Consider the following 15,044-nt stretch of genomic DNA (forward strand, 5'->3'; position numbering starts at 1 on the left):
TATACAGTACGGAAAATATAACAGAGAGACAGGGGTTTGTATTATGTCTGAGTCCTGGGGCGCGCTCCCTGAAATTCTTCAGCCTGAAGTTTCCGAGGCCTGGGTGTCCCTTGATGCTGAAAATCCGGAGTCGCGGTGGCCTGGCGTGGACGGAAAGTCTCTTGTCGAGGCGATGGCGCGCAGTACCTTTCTGCAGAACATTCTCGTGCGTCATCCTGAGCTGGTGGACCGGGTGCTGGCGGCGCGCCCTCTTGCCGAGCCTGTTACGCCCGGGTTCCTGTCAGAGCGCTGGCAGGAATACCTGGCAGGAGTGGACAGTGAGGCTGCTCTGCACCGTGCACTCCGGCGTTTTCGTAATGAAACCCAGTTCCGCATTATCTGGCGTGATCTTCTGCGCTGGTCCGATCTGGATGAAACCCTTGCCGCCACCAGCGCCCTGGCCGATACCTGCATTCAGGCGGCTCTTGACTGGCTTTATGAGGATACCTGCAGCCAGGCCGGAACGCCCTGGGGGATCAGCCCGGTGACGGGAGAACCGGCCCCCCAGTCGATGGTTGTTCTCGGGATGGGCAAGCTTGGAGGCAGGGAACTGAACGTTTCCTCCGATATAGACCTCATCTTCGCCTTTCCGGGCAAGGGCGAGACCCGCGGCGGGCGTCGGGTCATGGACAATCAGCAGTTCTTTGTCCGGCTGGGGCAGAGGGTGATCCAGGCTCTGGACCAGTTGACCGCCGATGGCTTCGTGTTCCGTGTCGACATGAGGCTGAGGCCCTATGGCCAGAGCGGAGCCCTGGCGCTGAGTTTCGCGGCCCTGGAAACCTATTACCAGGATCAGGGGCGGGACTGGGAACGCTACGCCATGGTCAAGGCCCGGGTGGTGGCGGGAGATCAGGCAGCCGGGGCAGAGCTCATGAACAGCCTGCGGCCGTTTGTCTACCGCAAGTACATTGATTTCAGTGCGTTTGAGTCGCTGCGCAGCATGAAGTCCATGATCAATCGGGAGGTGCGCCGCAAGGGTCTGGAAAACAACATCAAGCTGGGTCGGGGCGGTATCCGGGAAATTGAGTTCGTGGTTCAGGCATTCCAGCTTATCCGGGGCGGCCGGGACCGGGAGCTGCAACAGCGCGAGCTGCTGAATATCCTGCCGGAACTGGAGAAGCTCGACCTGCTGCCATCCGGGGTGGTGGCAGAGCTGAGGGACGCCTACGTCTTTCTGCGCAACCTGGAGCATGCCCTTCAGGGCATCAACGATCAGCAGACCCAGCTGTTGCCGGAAGAGCCGTCGATGCAGGCAAGGGTGGCCCTGATCATGGGATTTGAGTCCTGGGCGGACTGCATGACTGAACTGGATCATCACCGGGACCGGGTGGCCCATCATTTTGCCGATATCATCACGCTTGAGGAAGACGAGCAGGAAGAAACAGGCCCCGACGAGGCCTGGCAGGAACTCTGGCTGGGAGAAATGGAAGAGGATTCAGCGCAGCAATGGTTGAAGGAGCAGGGCTACGAAGAGCCGGAGGTGAGCTTCCGGGCGCTGGTGGACCTGCGGTCCAGCCGGCCAGTCCAGACCATGCAGACCCAGGGGCGGCGGCGTCTGAATCAGTTCATGCCCGTGCTGCTGGAAGCCCTGTCAGAGGTTGATCGCCCATCCCAGACGCTTCAGAGGGTTCTGCAACTGGTGGAAGCTGTGCTTCGCCGCACCGCCTACCTGATTCTTCTACTGGAGAACCCGGGCGCCCGCAGCCAGCTGGTTCGCCTTTGCAGCGAAAGCCCCTGGATTGCCCGTCAGCTGGCTGAAACTCCGCTGCTGCTGGATGAGCTTCTCAATGCGGAGAGCCTGTATCACCCTCCCGCCCGGGCTGAGTTGCAGGATGATCTGCGCCAGCAGATGCTGAGAATTCCCCTCGAGGACCTGGAGGAGCAGATGGAGTCGCTCCGCCACTTCAAAAAAGCTCACATCCTGCGGGTGGCGGCCTCGGAGCTCAGAGGTACGCTGCCTCTGATGAAAGTGAGTGATTACCTTACCTGGATTGCAGAGGTGGTGCTGGACCATGTGGTAACCGTTGCCTTTTCCAACCTGGTGAGCCGTCACGGTTATCCCCGCCGCGCCGACGGCTCTGTCTGCGACACGGATTTCGCGGTTATCGGCTACGGCAAGCTGGGGGGTATCGAGCTCGGCTACACCTCCGATCTGGACCTGGTATTCGTCCACGACGCCGATCCGGAAGAGTCCACCGATGGTGCCAAACCGATCGATAATGCGGTTTTCTATACCCGGCTGGGCCAGCGGATTGTCCACATTCTCAGCACTCAGACGCCGGCCGGCCAGCTTTACGAAGTGGACATGCGGCTGCGGCCATCCGGTAATTCCGGGCTTCTGGTAGGCACTCTGCCGGCGTTCGAAAAGTATCAGCGTAATGATGCCTGGACCTGGGAGCATCAGGCGCTGGCCCGGGCCCGGGGGGTCGCTGGCTGTCCGGATACACTGGAGAGGTTTGAGCGCATCAGGCATGACATTCTCTGTCAGCAGCGGGATCCGGAGAAGTTACGCACGGAAGTTGTGGAGATGCGCGAGCGTATGCGGGCGAACCTTGGCACCCCCCAGACGGATCGGCCGGCGGAGATATTCCATGTCAAACATGATCGCGGAGGCATCATTGATATCGAATTCATGGTTCAGTATCTGATGCTTGCCCATTCATCCAGCCACCCGGAGCTCACACAGTGGTCGGACAACATCCGGCAGCTCGAGGAGCTTGGTCGGGCGGGTATCCTGCCGGTGACGGATACCGAAGAGCTGCGGGAGGCCTACATCACCCTGAGATCCATTATCCATCACAGGGCCCTGCAGAATCTGAACAGTCAGGTAGATGCTGGCCAGTTCGCCGATGAACGGGCCTTTATTGCCCGGATCTGGGACAGGGTTATGCTTTAGGCCAGGCTTCCTTTTTGGCCTTCGTCCGCAGGATTTTTCCTGCTAGAATGCGGTTTTCCGCAACATGCTGGTTTTAGGAGCGAATACAATGTCAATGGCGGACCGCGACGGCCTGATCTGGCTGGATGGCGAAATGATTCCCTGGCGGGATGCCAAGGTTCATGTGCTTACTCATACCCTGCATTATGGCCTTGGCTGTTTTGAAGGCGTGAGGGCTTACAACACGGACCAGGGCCCCGCGATCTTCCGGCTGCAGCAGCATACCGACCGGCTGTTCCGCTCTGCCCATATTCTCAACATGACCATGCCGTTTACCAAGGAAGAGGTGAACTACGCCCAGATCCAGTCGGTCCGCGAGAACGGTCTGGATGAAGCCTATATCCGCCCCATGGCATTTCTGGGTTCCGAAGGCATGGGTCTGCGCGCAGACAATCTGAAAGTGCATCTGATGGTCGCCGCCTGGAGCTGGCCTTCCTACATGTCGCCGGAGGCAAAGGAAATTGGCATCAAGGTGAGGACATCCTCCTACACCCGTCATCATGTCAACATCACCATGTGCAAGGCCAAGGCAAACGGCAACTACATCAACTCGATGCTGGCTCTGAATGAAGCCATTGCCAGTGGCTGCGAGGAAGCCCTGCTGCTGGACAATGAAGGTTATGTAGCTGAGGGTTCCGGAGAAAACATCTTCATTTTCAGGGATGGTGTGCTTCATACGCCGGAGCTGACCTCCTGCCTGGAAGGTATCACCCGTCAGACCATCATGGACTTCTGCCGGGAGCTGGATATTCCGGTCCGTGAGCGCAGGATTACCCGTGACGAGGTCTACATCGCTGAAGAGGCGTTCTTCACCGGCACCGCCGCTGAAGTTCTGCCAATCCGGGAGCTTGACGGCCGGGTAATCGGTGCTGGCAAGCGCGGCCCTCTCACGGAGAAGCTGCAGAGCATGTATTTCGATGCGGTCAAGGGCAAGCGGCCAGCCAACCTTGAGTGGCTCTCGCACGTACGCACCCAGTAACGCATCCATTAAAGCCTCCGCCCGGCTCTGCCGGGCTTTATTTACTCAATTTTCTGGAATCAGAGCAGAGCAATGGCAGACGTAATCAGGGTGCCGGTTTCTTTCGGCGAGGTTCTCGACAAGATCACCATTCTGGAAATCAAGTCCGAACGGATCGCAGACCCGGACAAGGTCATGAACGTCCGCCGGGAGCTTGGAGAACTGAGCCAGACGTGGGATCAGGCAATTGACGACCAGGCGGTTATTGCCGACCTCCGTCGGGATCTCAAGGCTGTGAACGAAGAGCTGTGGGAGATAGAGGACCACATACGGGATCAGGAAGCCGACCAGGATTTCGGTCCCAGATTCATCGAACTGGCCCGGGCGGTGTATTTCACCAATGACAGGCGCGCGGCTCTGAAAAAGGAAATCAATCTGGCGCTGGGCTCCCGGTTTGTGGAAGAGAAGTCCTACAGGGACTACACGGCCAGAAAATAATCGTTAGCCACGGAATCCACGGAAGAACACGGAAGTAAAGACACTAAAAAATTAGCCACGGACGACATGGGCATTCACGGAGGAGGGGGTCAGATCAAGCCTGATCTGACCCCCGGCGTGCTTAAAAGATCTTTTGTCTTTGTCCGTGCTCGTCCGTGAGTGTCAGTGGCTAAAATTCTTTTTCTCTTTTTTACTTCCGTGTTCTTCCGTGGATTCCGTGGCAACTAGCTCTTTTCAGCGATCCACTCATCCAGTTTCGCCGTCACTTCCTCCAGCGTCACCAGTTCCATCGCTCCCTCAAATTCGGCCTTCGTCCCCCATCTCGCCTCGTCCACTGTTTTGCCAGTGAATTTCTTCAGCGCTTCCGGGTAGCGGTTTACACACCATTGCAGGGAGTTGTAAGGACCTGAGCGGTAGGGATTGCTGGCGGCAAACAGGCCCAGTACGTCGGTACCCACTGCGCTGGCGATATGGGCCGGACCTGTGTCCGGGGCCACCACCAGGTCGGCGTGGGTGAGCAGGGCGGTCAGTTGCTTGAGGGTGTCTTTGCCGCAGATGTTGTGGGCCTGTTCGGACATGGCTTCCTGGATGGCAGCGCATGTTTCAATCTCAAAGGGAGCCGGGCTGCCGGTAAGGATTACCTTCATTCCATGCTGGCGGATGGCATGGTCGGCAAGCCCAGCATAGTGGGAAACCGGCCAGTTTCTCAGGGTATGGCTCGCGCAGGGGCTGATCACCAGGTTTTTGCGGCCCTGCGCCAGATGCTGGCCGGCAAATTCGTGGTCGGCCGGGGACAGGGGGATATGCCACTGCGGAGGAGCAGGCTGGAGCCCCAGTGGCTCAAGGAAGCTTGCCAGGCAGTCTCTCACATGCTGGTTTGCGGCAGGCGCAATGCGCCGGTTAATAAACAGGCTGTGCAGGTCCTTGCTGCGGGCTTTGTCATAGCCCACCCTGGTTCTGGCCGGGATCAGGGCCGCGGCCAGGTTCGCCCGCAGTGCCACCTGCATGTGCAGCAGCACATCGAACCTTCGGCCTTTTATTTCCCGCCGGAGTTCAGCATAGCCCCGCCGTCCCGCTTTTTTGTCGAAAACAATGAATTCCACACCAGGCAGGTCGCCTATCAGTTTTGCCTCGAGTCGGCCTATCACCCAGGTGATCCTGATGCCCGGAAGCTGCTTCTGCAGACTGAGCACCACGGGAATGACATGGGTGACATCGCCGATGGCAGAGAGGCGGAGAATGCAGACAGAGTGAATCACAGGATGAACCGAAGGATTAACCAAAGTACCGTCCGTTGCGATTGAGTGATAAGGCATGTGGAGCCAGAGAGCGCTGATTGGTAAACTGGCCGCCATTTTAGTCTACCATCGGCAAACCGTCTCCCCCGTATGGCTCAGATGTGCTGATATCCAGCCGCGGGCAAAGACTGTTTTGCCGTTTATTCCACATGGGGTCCCCAATGAATGCAGTTGTTTCCAGTGCCCGGAAGTTCGGTTCGGACCTCTGGGTTGATCGCCGGTTTGCGCCTGTGCCCCGTGCTCTGCACCTGGTGCTGGTTGGGCTGGTTTTTCTCTATTCCGCCCTGAATCTGACAGATGCGGGAGCAGTAAAAGCGGTTGAGGGGCTGTTCCTTCTGGTCGGCCTGTTCGCATTCTTTCGCTATCCGACGGGTCTGCGCAATTCGGTGCCCGTATGGTTCATGCTGGCGTCGGTTATTCTGCTTACCCTGTCCTGGGCGCTGATGACACTGGATCATCCCGAATGGGCCCGGAGCGGACCGGCACTGGAAGACTACCTGGATAAGTTCATTTTCCTGTTTATTGCGCTGGCTCTGGCGGGCGAAGTGCGCAATGTGGCTACTTATCTCGCTGTGGTTGGGGTGTTTGTTCTCCTGATGCCATGGCTTTCAGGGGAAGGCTGGTCTGATCTTGCCGACGGTCTTGCCGGCCAGCGCATCGGCTTTGGTATCAATCCCATCAGGACCGGGATGCTGTTTGCTGCGGTCATGCTGGGGCTCTTGTGTTTCTGGCGCCGTATATTCTCTGTTCCACAGTTCTCTCTCGCACGCTTCGTGCTGTGGGCTTTTCTGCTGGTTTACGCTGCAGTATGCCTGCTGATGACCCAGTCCCGCACGGCCATGGTGGCTCTGATTCCAGCGCTGATTTTTGCGGCTATTCTGGTGTTCGTGATCAGCGGCGTCTCCCTGAAGAAAAAACTGAGCTATGCCGTTTTTGCGGTCGTCCTTTCCGGCGGCGTGGCTGGAACCGCTTATACCACAGGTCTCCTGGATACCACCGTAGAGCGTTTTCAGAGTGAGGCCCAGGTTGTGAACAAACTGCTGGAAGGGAATGTGGACGAGATGCCCAAGAGCGCCTGGGGGCTGCGGGTTCAGTTCTGGGTGGCTGGCGCCGAATGGTTTGCGGAGCGGCCCTTGGCCGGATGGGGTTACCGGGCCGGCCACCTGGTCCTGGAGCAGGAAAACGTAGTTGATGAAGGCGGTCGTTCTTTTGGACAGGTCCACAACTCATATCTGGAGGCGGGCCTCCGCTACGGCGTTGGTGGCATCATCATAATCCTGGGGCTGTTTGTCTGGGCTCTGGCCGGAAGTTATCGACTCTGGCGGTCCGGCCAGCTACCCACGGACTTCTTTGTGTTTTTCTGGGTGTTCTTCTGTTTTTTCCTGGGCACTAACATGTTTGACGGCATCCTGTTCCAGGATGAGGGTGTGCTGCTGTTCAACGTCATGATGGGGGCGACGGGTACGTTTATTTTTGCCAGTATGGTGCAATACAAAGTGAGCATTGCGGCGGGGGAAAGTGAATGAAGGCGATTGAGCATCTCGACTGTACTCTTCGCGATGGCGGCTATTACAACGCCTGGAATTTCAGCCCCGAGCTGGTGCGGGATTACCTTGAAGCCATGGGCGAGGCGAAGGTCAACACTGTTGAAATCGGGCTTCGCTCCCTGAAAAATGAGGGCTTCAAGGGGCCCTATGCCTTCTCTACGGACTCTTTTCTGAAAACCCTTTCCCTGCCTCCGAATGTGCGCATTGGTGTGATGGTGAATGCCAGCGAGCTTCTCGGGGAGCAGCCTCTGGAAGACGTGCTGGCGAAGCTTTTTCCGCTGTCCGCGGATGAGTCACCGGTAAAGCTGGTGCGGGTGGCCTGCCACATTCATGAAGTGCGGGAGGCGCTTCCCGCCACCCAGTGGCTGCGTCAAAAAGGCTACCGTGTGGGCTTCAACCTGATGCAGATTTCCGATCGCTCCCGGGAAGACATAGTCGCCCTCGCCCGGAACGCACAGGAGTTCGCCCCCGATGTGCTTTACTTCGCGGACAGCCTTGGCTGCATGGACCCTGAGCAGACCTCACAGATTATTGGCTGGCTTCGGCAGGAGTGGGACGGTGCTCTGGGCATTCACACCCACGACAACATGGGACTGGCATTGCAGAATACCCTTCGGGCGCTGGATGACGGGGTGACCTGGGTGGATTCGACGGTGACAGGCATGGGTCGCGGCCCCGGAAACGCCCGGACTGAGGAACTCTGCATCGAGCTCCGTGAGCGGTTGGAAACCCGTTCCAACATGATCCCCCTGATGAGCCTGATCCGCCGGCATCTGCAGCCGATGCAGCGCAGTCACGGGTGGGGCACCAATCCCTATTACTACCTGGCGGGCAAATACGGGATACACCCCACTTACATCCAGGAGATGCTCAGCGATTCCCGCTATGACGAGGAAGATATCCTGGCGGTTATCGATCACCTCAGGCGGGAAGGGGGCAAGAAATTCAGCCTCGACACCCTCGACGCTGCGCGGCATTTCTATCAGGGCCCCCCGTCGGGCAGCTGGGATCCGGCTGGACTCATGGAGGGCCGTGAGTTGCTCCTGCTGGGCTCGGGACCAGGTGTTTCGCAGCACCGGCAGGCTCTTGAGGCCTATATTCGCGAGCGTCGGCCACTGGTCATGGCGCTGAACACCCAGACATCCATAGCAGCTGACCTGATTGACGTGAGGGTTGCGTGCCATCCGGTGAGGCTGCTGGCGGACTGTGAAACCCATGTCCGGCTTCCCCAGCCGCTGATTACCCCGGCCTCCATGCTGCCGGACGATGTCCGGGAATCGCTGGCGGACAAGGAGTTGCTGGATTACGGTCTCAGCGTTGAGCGGGATGTTTTCCAGTTTGGAGAGCACCACTGCCTGGTGCCCACGTCCCTGGTCATCGCCTACGCCCTGGCCGTGGCAACCAGCGGCAGGGCCCGTCAGATCCTGATGGCAGGTTTCGACGGCTACGGGGCAGATGATCCCCGCAGTGTGGAAATGCAGAAGCTGCTGGCCCTTTACCAGAACCATCCGGAAGCCCTGGATATGATGGCGGTTACACCCACCCGTTATAACATTCCGGCAAAGTCTGTCTATGCCCTTTGAGGTTGCCCATGCGTAGTGTTGTTGTCATTCCGGCCCGTTACGGGTCAAGCCGTTACCCGGGAAAGCCCCTGGTTGAACTCCTTGGCAGGCCGATGATTCTCTGGGTCGCGGAGCTATCCGCAAGGGCAGTAGGGATGGAAAATGTCTATATTGCCACTGAAGACAGCCGGATAGCCGCGGTTGTCGAAGCCGCAGGTTTTCGAGCGGTAATGACCTCCGATGATGCCCTGACGGGAACGGACCGGCTGGCAGAAGCCGCGGCAGCCATCGAGGCGGACATCATCATCAATGTTCAGGGCGATGAGCCACTGGTTGAGCCCGACGACATTCTGCGGGTCCGGGATGTCAAACTGCAGAACATGAGCCAGGTGGTCAACGGCTTCAGCTGGATCTCGGAAGAAGAGGATCCGGAGAACGTCAATATTCCCAAGGTTATCACCAACGAACAGAACGAACTGGTCTACATGTCCAGAAAAGCGCTGCCGGGTTTCAAGGATGCGAAGAATGCCCCCGAGCGTTACCGGAAACAGGTGTGCATCTACGGTTTTACCCCTGCCGAACTTCAGATGTTCCGGGGTTTTGGCCGGAAAAGCACGCTGGAAAGGTCTGAAGATATAGAAATCCTCAGGTTTCTGGAGCTGGGCAAGTCCGTTCTCATGGTGGAGACCCGGCCCGGCAGCCTTGCGGTGGATGTTCCGGGTGACGTTGCAGGGGTAGAAGCTGCGCTCGCCAGGCGCCAGGTCAAATGAGCCAGGCTGGCGCTAAGTCGCTCGGAGACAGCCGGCTTTGACCCCGGTTCTTGGCAAGCGGCATAACCGCTATCTTAAAAGAGTCAGCGCAGTCCTGAAGGTATGGGATCGGCTGAGTCTGCCTGGGCACCGCAGCCTGGCGGATTATTTCTGGGCCCGCCTCGTGAGGCGCCTCGAGCAGGAGGACGAACCCCTCTTCCGGATAGTGAAACTTCCGGAACCTGCACAGGCCGTATCTGGCGCGGAGCCAGAGAAAGATGCCTGGGAGGACCTCAAACTCCGCACCTACATCGCCTCCCGCTGTGAAAACCATGTCTATTACGAGGCCTGCCTGGAGCGGTACGACCCGGCCCTGAAATTTCTGAGGCAGGGAGCTGACGGCCATGCCACCTTTTTTGGCAGTGGTCATGGCGAATCGACTCTGAACTGCTACAGGAAGATCCTGTCTGGTACGGCGGGCGGTCCGGTGATGTTTGAGAAGGTCTACTCCACACAGTTCGATGATGTTTTCCGGATTGAATGGCTTGAGAGCAACTTCGGTGAGCTTCTGAGGTCCCGGGGTGTGCTCCTGCCGGAAATCCTGAGTCTGAATCACGGGGCCAGAGCGGTGGCGGTCTATTCCAGGTTCATGGCAGCGGGCCGGATCCCGCAAAAAGAGGCCGTCAGCCGGGCGGTGGCAATTATCAGGGTTCTGATGGACGTTTCCTCCGTTCCGTCAATCCCCGAGTACCAGGATTATCAGAGCCAGCATATTTACTGTCAGGCACTGGCCAGCGCCAGGGCGCTGGTGACCCGACTCAGGCCAGAGGCGAACGCGGTGCTTGACCGGATTACCGGCCAGGTCGCCGAAACGCCGCAGCGCTATCTCACCCATGGCGACCTGCACTACAAGAACATGCTTGGCAATGGCGCCGTTCTGGACTGGGACAGCTGTGGCTTTTACCCTTTTGGCTACGATCTGGGGCTTGCCCTGTCCAAGTCCCTTCCGGTTTCTGGTGGTGAGAGCCTGGTCGCCGAGATTCAGCGCCACTTTGATCTCGATGCTCTGGGCAACAGGGCGCAGTTACAGATGTGTTCGCTTTTTTTCTGCTTTCTGTTTTACTCCAGAAAAAGCAGCCTGAAGCTGGAAGACGGCGTGATCATCGACATTTTTGACCACCTGGTCACGGTTCATCAGAGAGTTGCCAATGATCATTCATGACATCCTGTACTCATCCAGAAGACGTGACCGCTGGTGGCGCTTCAATCTTCTGAAAGATGCCTATACCAGAGCCGCCTCCCTGGCCAGAGCAGGGGAGCCTGTGGCGACACCACTGCGCCGCGCATTTTCCAGGCTGGGTTATGGCACGCCAGCGCCGGCATTGGAGGCCTTCTGGGAAGAAATCGTCAGTGCCAGCCGTCTCTGTGAGCAGGCGCTGGATATGGAGGTCCGGCAGGCGAAGCTTATATCCCTCGGTGAGAAACTCCAGCCAGATCTTCTCCCGATGCCGGGATGGCTTGATATGTACCGGCTGTGCCTGGCGGTGGGATTTTTCTCTGCCGGAAAGACCCTGCGGGACCACGGGCTTGCTGTTGCAGCGAACCGCGCCCGGTCTGCAGTGGATGAGCAGGTGCTGATTCCGGGATTTCATGCCGCGCTGGAGAAAGGCCGGTGGGACGAGGCCAAGATGCTGCTGGACAGGTTAAAGGCAACGGAGCTCTCCGGTGGCCGGATCGATCAGGTGCAGTGGTTGCTGGGGCTGCTGTCGGGAGCCGGGGACAGTACCGATTACACCCGCAGGGACAAAATGCCCGACGAAGACCAGGAATTTGCCGATCTTGTGAAGGGGAAAAAACTGGCGCTGGTTGGCCCGGTGCCAACGACCCTGCCCAAGGGGCCTGAGATTGACGGTTTCGACTGTGTGGTCAAGTTCAGTTACCGCGGTGGCGAGAAGGGCAGGGACCCGCAAAGTCAGGGTCGCCGGATCGATATCAGTTATTACAACAACTCCCAGGCTGCTGCACTGTCGAAAATCGATTATGCGGAGGTACTGAAAGAGCTGAAATTTGCGGTCTTTCTGAACCGCAAGGGGCGCTCCCTGTTTCCCGAATCCGAGCGCAGAATGCGCCGGCTGACCCCCTTTCTCTGGCTGCTGCCGGATACCCATTTCAACGCTGGCCCCAATGCCCTGTTCGACCTTCTCCGGTTTGCGCCTGCCGGAGTCCATGTATTCAACACGGACCTGATGCTTTCCGCCGGGCGCTTTGAGGGTTACCGTCCCGCTGGTGCGCGGCAGATCGACTACACCCGCTCTTTCATCAAGACCCACGATCCGGTTCTCCAGTATGAGTTCATGCGTCTCGCCTGGCAGGCGGGCTGCATCACCGGCGACCAGGGGTTCACGGAAGTCATGGAGATGGGCATAGACACATACCTTTCGCGACTTCAGCAGGTGCACGGGTGTGTTGAACAAGCACTTTTATAGGGCTCTTCTCAGAGACACCCTGAACCGCTTGAGGTTCGGTCGCGCTGCACCCCGTTATGGAGAGCGGATATGGGTCAATGCCCCGGATTGTCGCGGCTACCTCTCGACCCAGGTCGTGCGGAAGTTTTTTCGCCAGCGCCCGCGTTCGTCTTCAGCGCTGGTAGTTTCAAAATGGCCCTCCAGTGGCATCCTCCCTCTGAGTTCCCATCCCAAAGTTCACTATTGCCTGCGGCGATGGGGAGAAGGGCTTTCCTGGGAGGAGGCCGGCGCCCACGACTATATGCTGTCCAGAATGGCTTCTTCCCAAACCGGCAGCTTCGATGGCTGTCGTACGAGAGAAGATATTGATAAACGGCTGGCGCAGCTCGACCGGATATTTGAAACCGTCCGGGCAGAAGGCCGCTTCAGGGAAGCGCGGGAATTGAGCGGCGACCATTTCCGGGAAACCGGGGCAACCCTCATTCACCTGGGCCCGAATGCTGTGCCTTTCTTCGCAGGTGCTGGCGCGCACCGGTTCGCCATGGCTCTGGTTCTGGATCTTCCCCTTCCTGCCCAGCTTGGCCTGGTCCACAGGACTGCCCTGCCACAACTGAAGGATTTCCGCTTCAGACCGCAAAGCGGGGCATAACCCCTTCGCCGTAGGATGGTGGTATTGCTACAATTGCCCTTCGCATCAGCCTTCGCTGCCTCGTATCCGGAAACGGAACATCAATGACCCGTTGTTTTGAGCATCGAGATTATCAAGTCTATTCGGACGAAGACCAGAGTCTGGCTCGTCAACTGGTGGACGCCGTACTGGACGAACGGATTGAGCGCGTCCGGGTTTTCCGTGACAACCGCCGGACCCTGAGTGCCCGGGTAGCGTTTGAAGGCAGGTCCCTCATGCTGAAAGTGCCGAGGGCCAGAAATCTGCGGAGATGGGAGCGGTTTCTCACCCGTTTCCGTCACGGCGAGGGGGTTCGAATCTTTCAGAATCTGCGCCTTCTCAAAAGCCTGGGGCTGAATGCTCCGGCGCCGGTACTGGCAGCGGAAAAGCGCGAGAATGGGGTGGTGACCGGCAGTTTTGTGCTTTATCACTTCGCAGAAGGGGCCCCCGCGGGGGAGGAAGATGCAGGCCGGGTGCTGGAAGCGCTGCTCCGCCTGCACAGTCTCGGTTATATACGAACCGATCCTCAGCCGGCCAATTTTCTGATGTCGGAGAAAGGGGTGGTTTTCATTGATTTCCGTCTCAAACGGCCCGGGCTTCTGGGCCGTTTCAGGCGCAACCTGGAATTGGCAAAATTTCTGCGGGGCTTTCCCGCGGCAGAGCGGCATCTGCAAGCTTCAGATACCGGGCTCAGTCTGAAGCTGGCAAGACTGGTGGATCGCCTGCTGTTTGGCATGCGTAATGCGAAGCGCAAGCTCAGGCGCGTGATCCGCTCAAAACCCGCCAAATGATCCCACAAGACGTTGGCCTGACCATGATTACAGAGAGCCAGAAATGAGCGAGCACTTTGTCCGTCAGGCGCGCGGCCCGTCCGTTCTGTTAATGAAAGAAAAATGCCAGGAGGATGTGAGATGGGACGCTTTTGACCCGGAAACCTGGGGAGACGCGGCCATCCCCGTGTCCAACGGTGGCCGCGGAAGTGCCTGGTTCATTGAGCGCCCGGCGCAACAGGACTGGGTGCTGCGCCATTACCTGCGTGGCGGCCTGGTGGCCCGGATTTCCCATGACCTGTTTCTGTTTCTGGGAGAAGAGCGGGTCAGGTCCTTTCAGGAGCTGCGTCTGCTGGATTTTCTGCTTGAGCAGGGCCTCCCTGTGCCCACACCAGTGGCGGCGAGATATGACCGCGCAGGCGGCGGACTCTACCGCGCAAGCATACTCATTGAACGGATACCCGGAGCCCGCACTTTGCTGTCAGCAGCTCAAAGCCGGGGTTCCGAACTTCCTGATTCCGAAACCCTGGCAGAGACCGGCCGACAGATCCGCAGGTTCCACCTGACCGGCCTTGACCATGTGGACCTAAACCTTAACAACATCCTGCTCGCGCCTGCCGGTATTTACCTGGTGGATTTCGACAAATGCCGGCTCCATAGTGCCCAGCAGTCCAGGGCGAAATGGCAGGATTCCAACCTGGCCCGTTTGCACCGGTCCCTGCACAAGGAGTTGCAGGACTGGCCTGAAGCTGTGCTGCAACAGCTGTGGCGAGACCTTCTGACAGGATACGAATCTCAAGGAAACACCCTCTGATGCACAAGATTGCTGAATACCGGACCTGGGTTTTTGACTGTGACGGGGTGATCCTGAACTCCAATCGGGTGAAAACCGACGCATTCTATTCCGCCGCAAAACCCTGGGGAGAAGATGCCGCCCGCAGGCTGGTGGAGCATCACGTCCGGAACGGAGGTATTTCCCGTTACGCGAAGTTTGAGTATTTCCTGAAAGAAATCGTTGGCCGTCCAGCGGTGGACCGGAAAGAACTTGAAGAACTTATCGAAAGCTACGCCTCCCAGGTGAGGCAGGGTTTGGCGGAATGCGAGGTGGCTCCGGGCCTGACTGAGCTGCGAGAGCTGACCCGGGGCAGCCGATGGATGGTGGTTTCCGGCGGTGACCAGGCCGAGCTGAGGGCCGTATTTCAGACCCGCAGCCTCGCCGAGCTGTTCGACGGAGGCATATTTGGAAGCCCGGATACCAAGGATGAAATTCTGTCCCGGGAGGTTGCATCCGGATTGATCGCTTTCCCGGCCTTGTTCCTTGGGGACAGCCAGTACGATTATGAAGCCGCCAGCCGGGCTGGCCTGGATTTCATCTTTGTCAGCGGGTGGAGTGAGTCCGCCTATTCCTTTGAGAGCGCTGATTTCAGGGTCAACTCAGTGGGAGATCTTTTGGGGTAAGTGGATTAGAGGCCTTGATGGCGCGTTTCCACAGGGCACACCCGGCTATTCGTGTATTTTCTGCATGTGACCTCCCGAAAAATTTCCGGCATCGACGG

At 58.3% G+C, this 15,044-nt stretch carries 13 protein-coding genes; 12 read left to right on the forward strand and 1 reads right to left on the reverse strand.

The genetic code is table 11. The features are described 5' to 3' along the window. The first annotated feature begins 43 nt into the window (after window positions 1-43). The 3 genes from glnE to LG327_RS07920 all read left to right on the forward strand — a co-directional run bounded on the left by glnE (window position 44) and on the right by LG327_RS07920 (window position 4,430). Window positions 44-2,935, forward strand: a complete 2,892-nt coding sequence (gene glnE, locus LG327_RS07910; RefSeq protein WP_404368146.1) for a bifunctional [glutamate--ammonia ligase]-adenylyl-L-tyrosine phosphorylase/[glutamate--ammonia-ligase] adenylyltransferase — start codon at window positions 44-46, stop codon at window positions 2,933-2,935. A gap of 88 nt (window positions 2,936-3,023) precedes the next feature. Next, window positions 3,024-3,953 carry a branched-chain amino acid transaminase gene (locus LG327_RS07915; RefSeq protein ID WP_404368149.1) on the forward strand — a complete coding sequence of 310 codons (930 nt, stop codon included), beginning with the start codon at window positions 3,024-3,026 and terminating at the stop codon, window positions 3,951-3,953. A gap of 72 nt (window positions 3,954-4,025) precedes the next feature. Beyond that, complete coding sequence (locus LG327_RS07920; RefSeq protein WP_404368152.1) at window positions 4,026-4,430, forward strand: DUF6165 family protein; 405 nt, start codon at window positions 4,026-4,028, stop codon at window positions 4,428-4,430. Between the two features lie 224 nt (window positions 4,431-4,654). Here LG327_RS07920 and LG327_RS07925 read toward each other — a convergent pair whose 3' ends face one another. Next, complete coding sequence (locus LG327_RS07925; protein WP_404369293.1) at window positions 4,655-5,686, reverse strand: glycosyltransferase family 9 protein; 1,032 nt, start codon at window positions 5,684-5,686, stop codon at window positions 4,655-4,657. A gap of 203 nt (window positions 5,687-5,889) precedes the next feature. Here LG327_RS07925 and LG327_RS07930 point away from each other — a divergent pair, with 203 nt between their 5' ends. From LG327_RS07930 to LG327_RS07970, 9 genes are all read left to right on the forward strand, one after another. Further along, entirely contained in the window at window positions 5,890-7,254 is a 1,365-nt protein-coding gene (locus LG327_RS07930) for an O-antigen ligase family protein (protein ID WP_404368155.1), read from the forward strand. Beyond that, window positions 7,251-8,858: an aldolase catalytic domain-containing protein gene (locus tag LG327_RS07935; RefSeq protein WP_404368157.1), complete on the forward strand. Its 1,608-nt coding sequence runs from the start codon at window positions 7,251-7,253 to the stop codon at window positions 8,856-8,858. Before LG327_RS07930 ends, LG327_RS07935 begins: the two co-directional genes overlap by 4 nt. Before the next feature lie 8 nt (window positions 8,859-8,866). Continuing rightward, a complete protein-coding gene (locus tag LG327_RS07940; protein WP_404368160.1) occupies window positions 8,867-9,607 on the forward strand; it encodes a 3-deoxy-manno-octulosonate cytidylyltransferase in 741 nt (246 codons plus the stop codon). Between the two features lie 37 nt (window positions 9,608-9,644). Continuing rightward, window positions 9,645-10,808 (forward strand): phosphotransferase, encoded by a 1,164-nt coding sequence (locus LG327_RS07945; protein ID WP_404368163.1) that lies wholly within the window; start codon window positions 9,645-9,647, stop codon window positions 10,806-10,808. Next, window positions 10,795-12,072, forward strand: coding sequence for a hypothetical protein (locus LG327_RS07950; RefSeq protein ID WP_404368166.1), 1,278 nt, complete (start codon window positions 10,795-10,797; stop codon window positions 12,070-12,072). The genes LG327_RS07945 and LG327_RS07950 overlap by 14 nt, the downstream gene beginning before the upstream one ends. Next, complete coding sequence (locus LG327_RS07955; protein ID WP_404368169.1) at window positions 12,050-12,700, forward strand: hypothetical protein; 651 nt, start codon at window positions 12,050-12,052, stop codon at window positions 12,698-12,700. Before LG327_RS07950 ends, LG327_RS07955 begins: the two co-directional genes overlap by 23 nt. An 83-nt stretch (window positions 12,701-12,783) precedes the next feature. Beyond that, the gene (locus LG327_RS07960) at window positions 12,784-13,509 is read left to right on the forward strand and encodes a lipopolysaccharide core heptose(II) kinase RfaY (RefSeq protein ID WP_404368172.1); all 726 of its coding nucleotides are present in this window, start codon (window positions 12,784-12,786) and stop codon (window positions 13,507-13,509) included. 43 nt (window positions 13,510-13,552) lie between these two features. Next, entirely contained in the window at window positions 13,553-14,302 is a 750-nt protein-coding gene (locus LG327_RS07965) for a 3-deoxy-D-manno-octulosonic acid kinase (RefSeq protein ID WP_404368175.1), read from the forward strand. Beyond that, window positions 14,302-14,946: an HAD family hydrolase gene (locus LG327_RS07970; protein WP_404368178.1), complete on the forward strand. Its 645-nt coding sequence runs from the start codon at window positions 14,302-14,304 to the stop codon at window positions 14,944-14,946. The genes LG327_RS07965 and LG327_RS07970 overlap by 1 nt, the downstream gene beginning before the upstream one ends. Window positions 14,947-15,044 lie beyond the last annotated feature (98 nt).

Source organism: Marinobacter sp. (genome assembly GCF_044799475.1).
Lineage (GTDB): Bacteria > Pseudomonadota > Gammaproteobacteria > Pseudomonadales > Oleiphilaceae > Marinobacter.

Excerpts from the sequence above, each read along its gene's own strand:
- glnE (WP_404368146.1), top strand. The coding sequence starts at position 44 with ATGTCTGAGTCCTGGGGCGCGCTCCCTGAAATTCTTCAGCCTGAAGTT.
- LG327_RS07915 (WP_404368149.1), top strand. The coding sequence starts at position 3,024 with ATGTCAATGGCGGACCGCGACGGCCTGATCTGGCTGGATGGCGAAATG.
- LG327_RS07920 (WP_404368152.1), top strand. The coding sequence starts at position 4,026 with ATGGCAGACGTAATCAGGGTGCCGGTTTCTTTCGGCGAGGTTCTCGAC.
- LG327_RS07930 (WP_404368155.1), top strand. The coding sequence starts at position 5,890 with ATGAATGCAGTTGTTTCCAGTGCCCGGAAGTTCGGTTCGGACCTCTGG.
- LG327_RS07935 (WP_404368157.1), top strand. The coding sequence starts at position 7,251 with ATGAAGGCGATTGAGCATCTCGACTGTACTCTTCGCGATGGCGGCTAT.
- LG327_RS07940 (WP_404368160.1), top strand. The coding sequence starts at position 8,867 with ATGCGTAGTGTTGTTGTCATTCCGGCCCGTTACGGGTCAAGCCGTTAC.
- LG327_RS07950 (WP_404368166.1), top strand. The coding sequence starts at position 10,795 with ATGATCATTCATGACATCCTGTACTCATCCAGAAGACGTGACCGCTGG.
- LG327_RS07960 (WP_404368172.1), top strand. The coding sequence starts at position 12,784 with ATGACCCGTTGTTTTGAGCATCGAGATTATCAAGTCTATTCGGACGAA.
- LG327_RS07965 (WP_404368175.1), top strand. The coding sequence starts at position 13,553 with ATGAGCGAGCACTTTGTCCGTCAGGCGCGCGGCCCGTCCGTTCTGTTA.
- LG327_RS07970 (WP_404368178.1), top strand. The coding sequence starts at position 14,302 with ATGCACAAGATTGCTGAATACCGGACCTGGGTTTTTGACTGTGACGGG.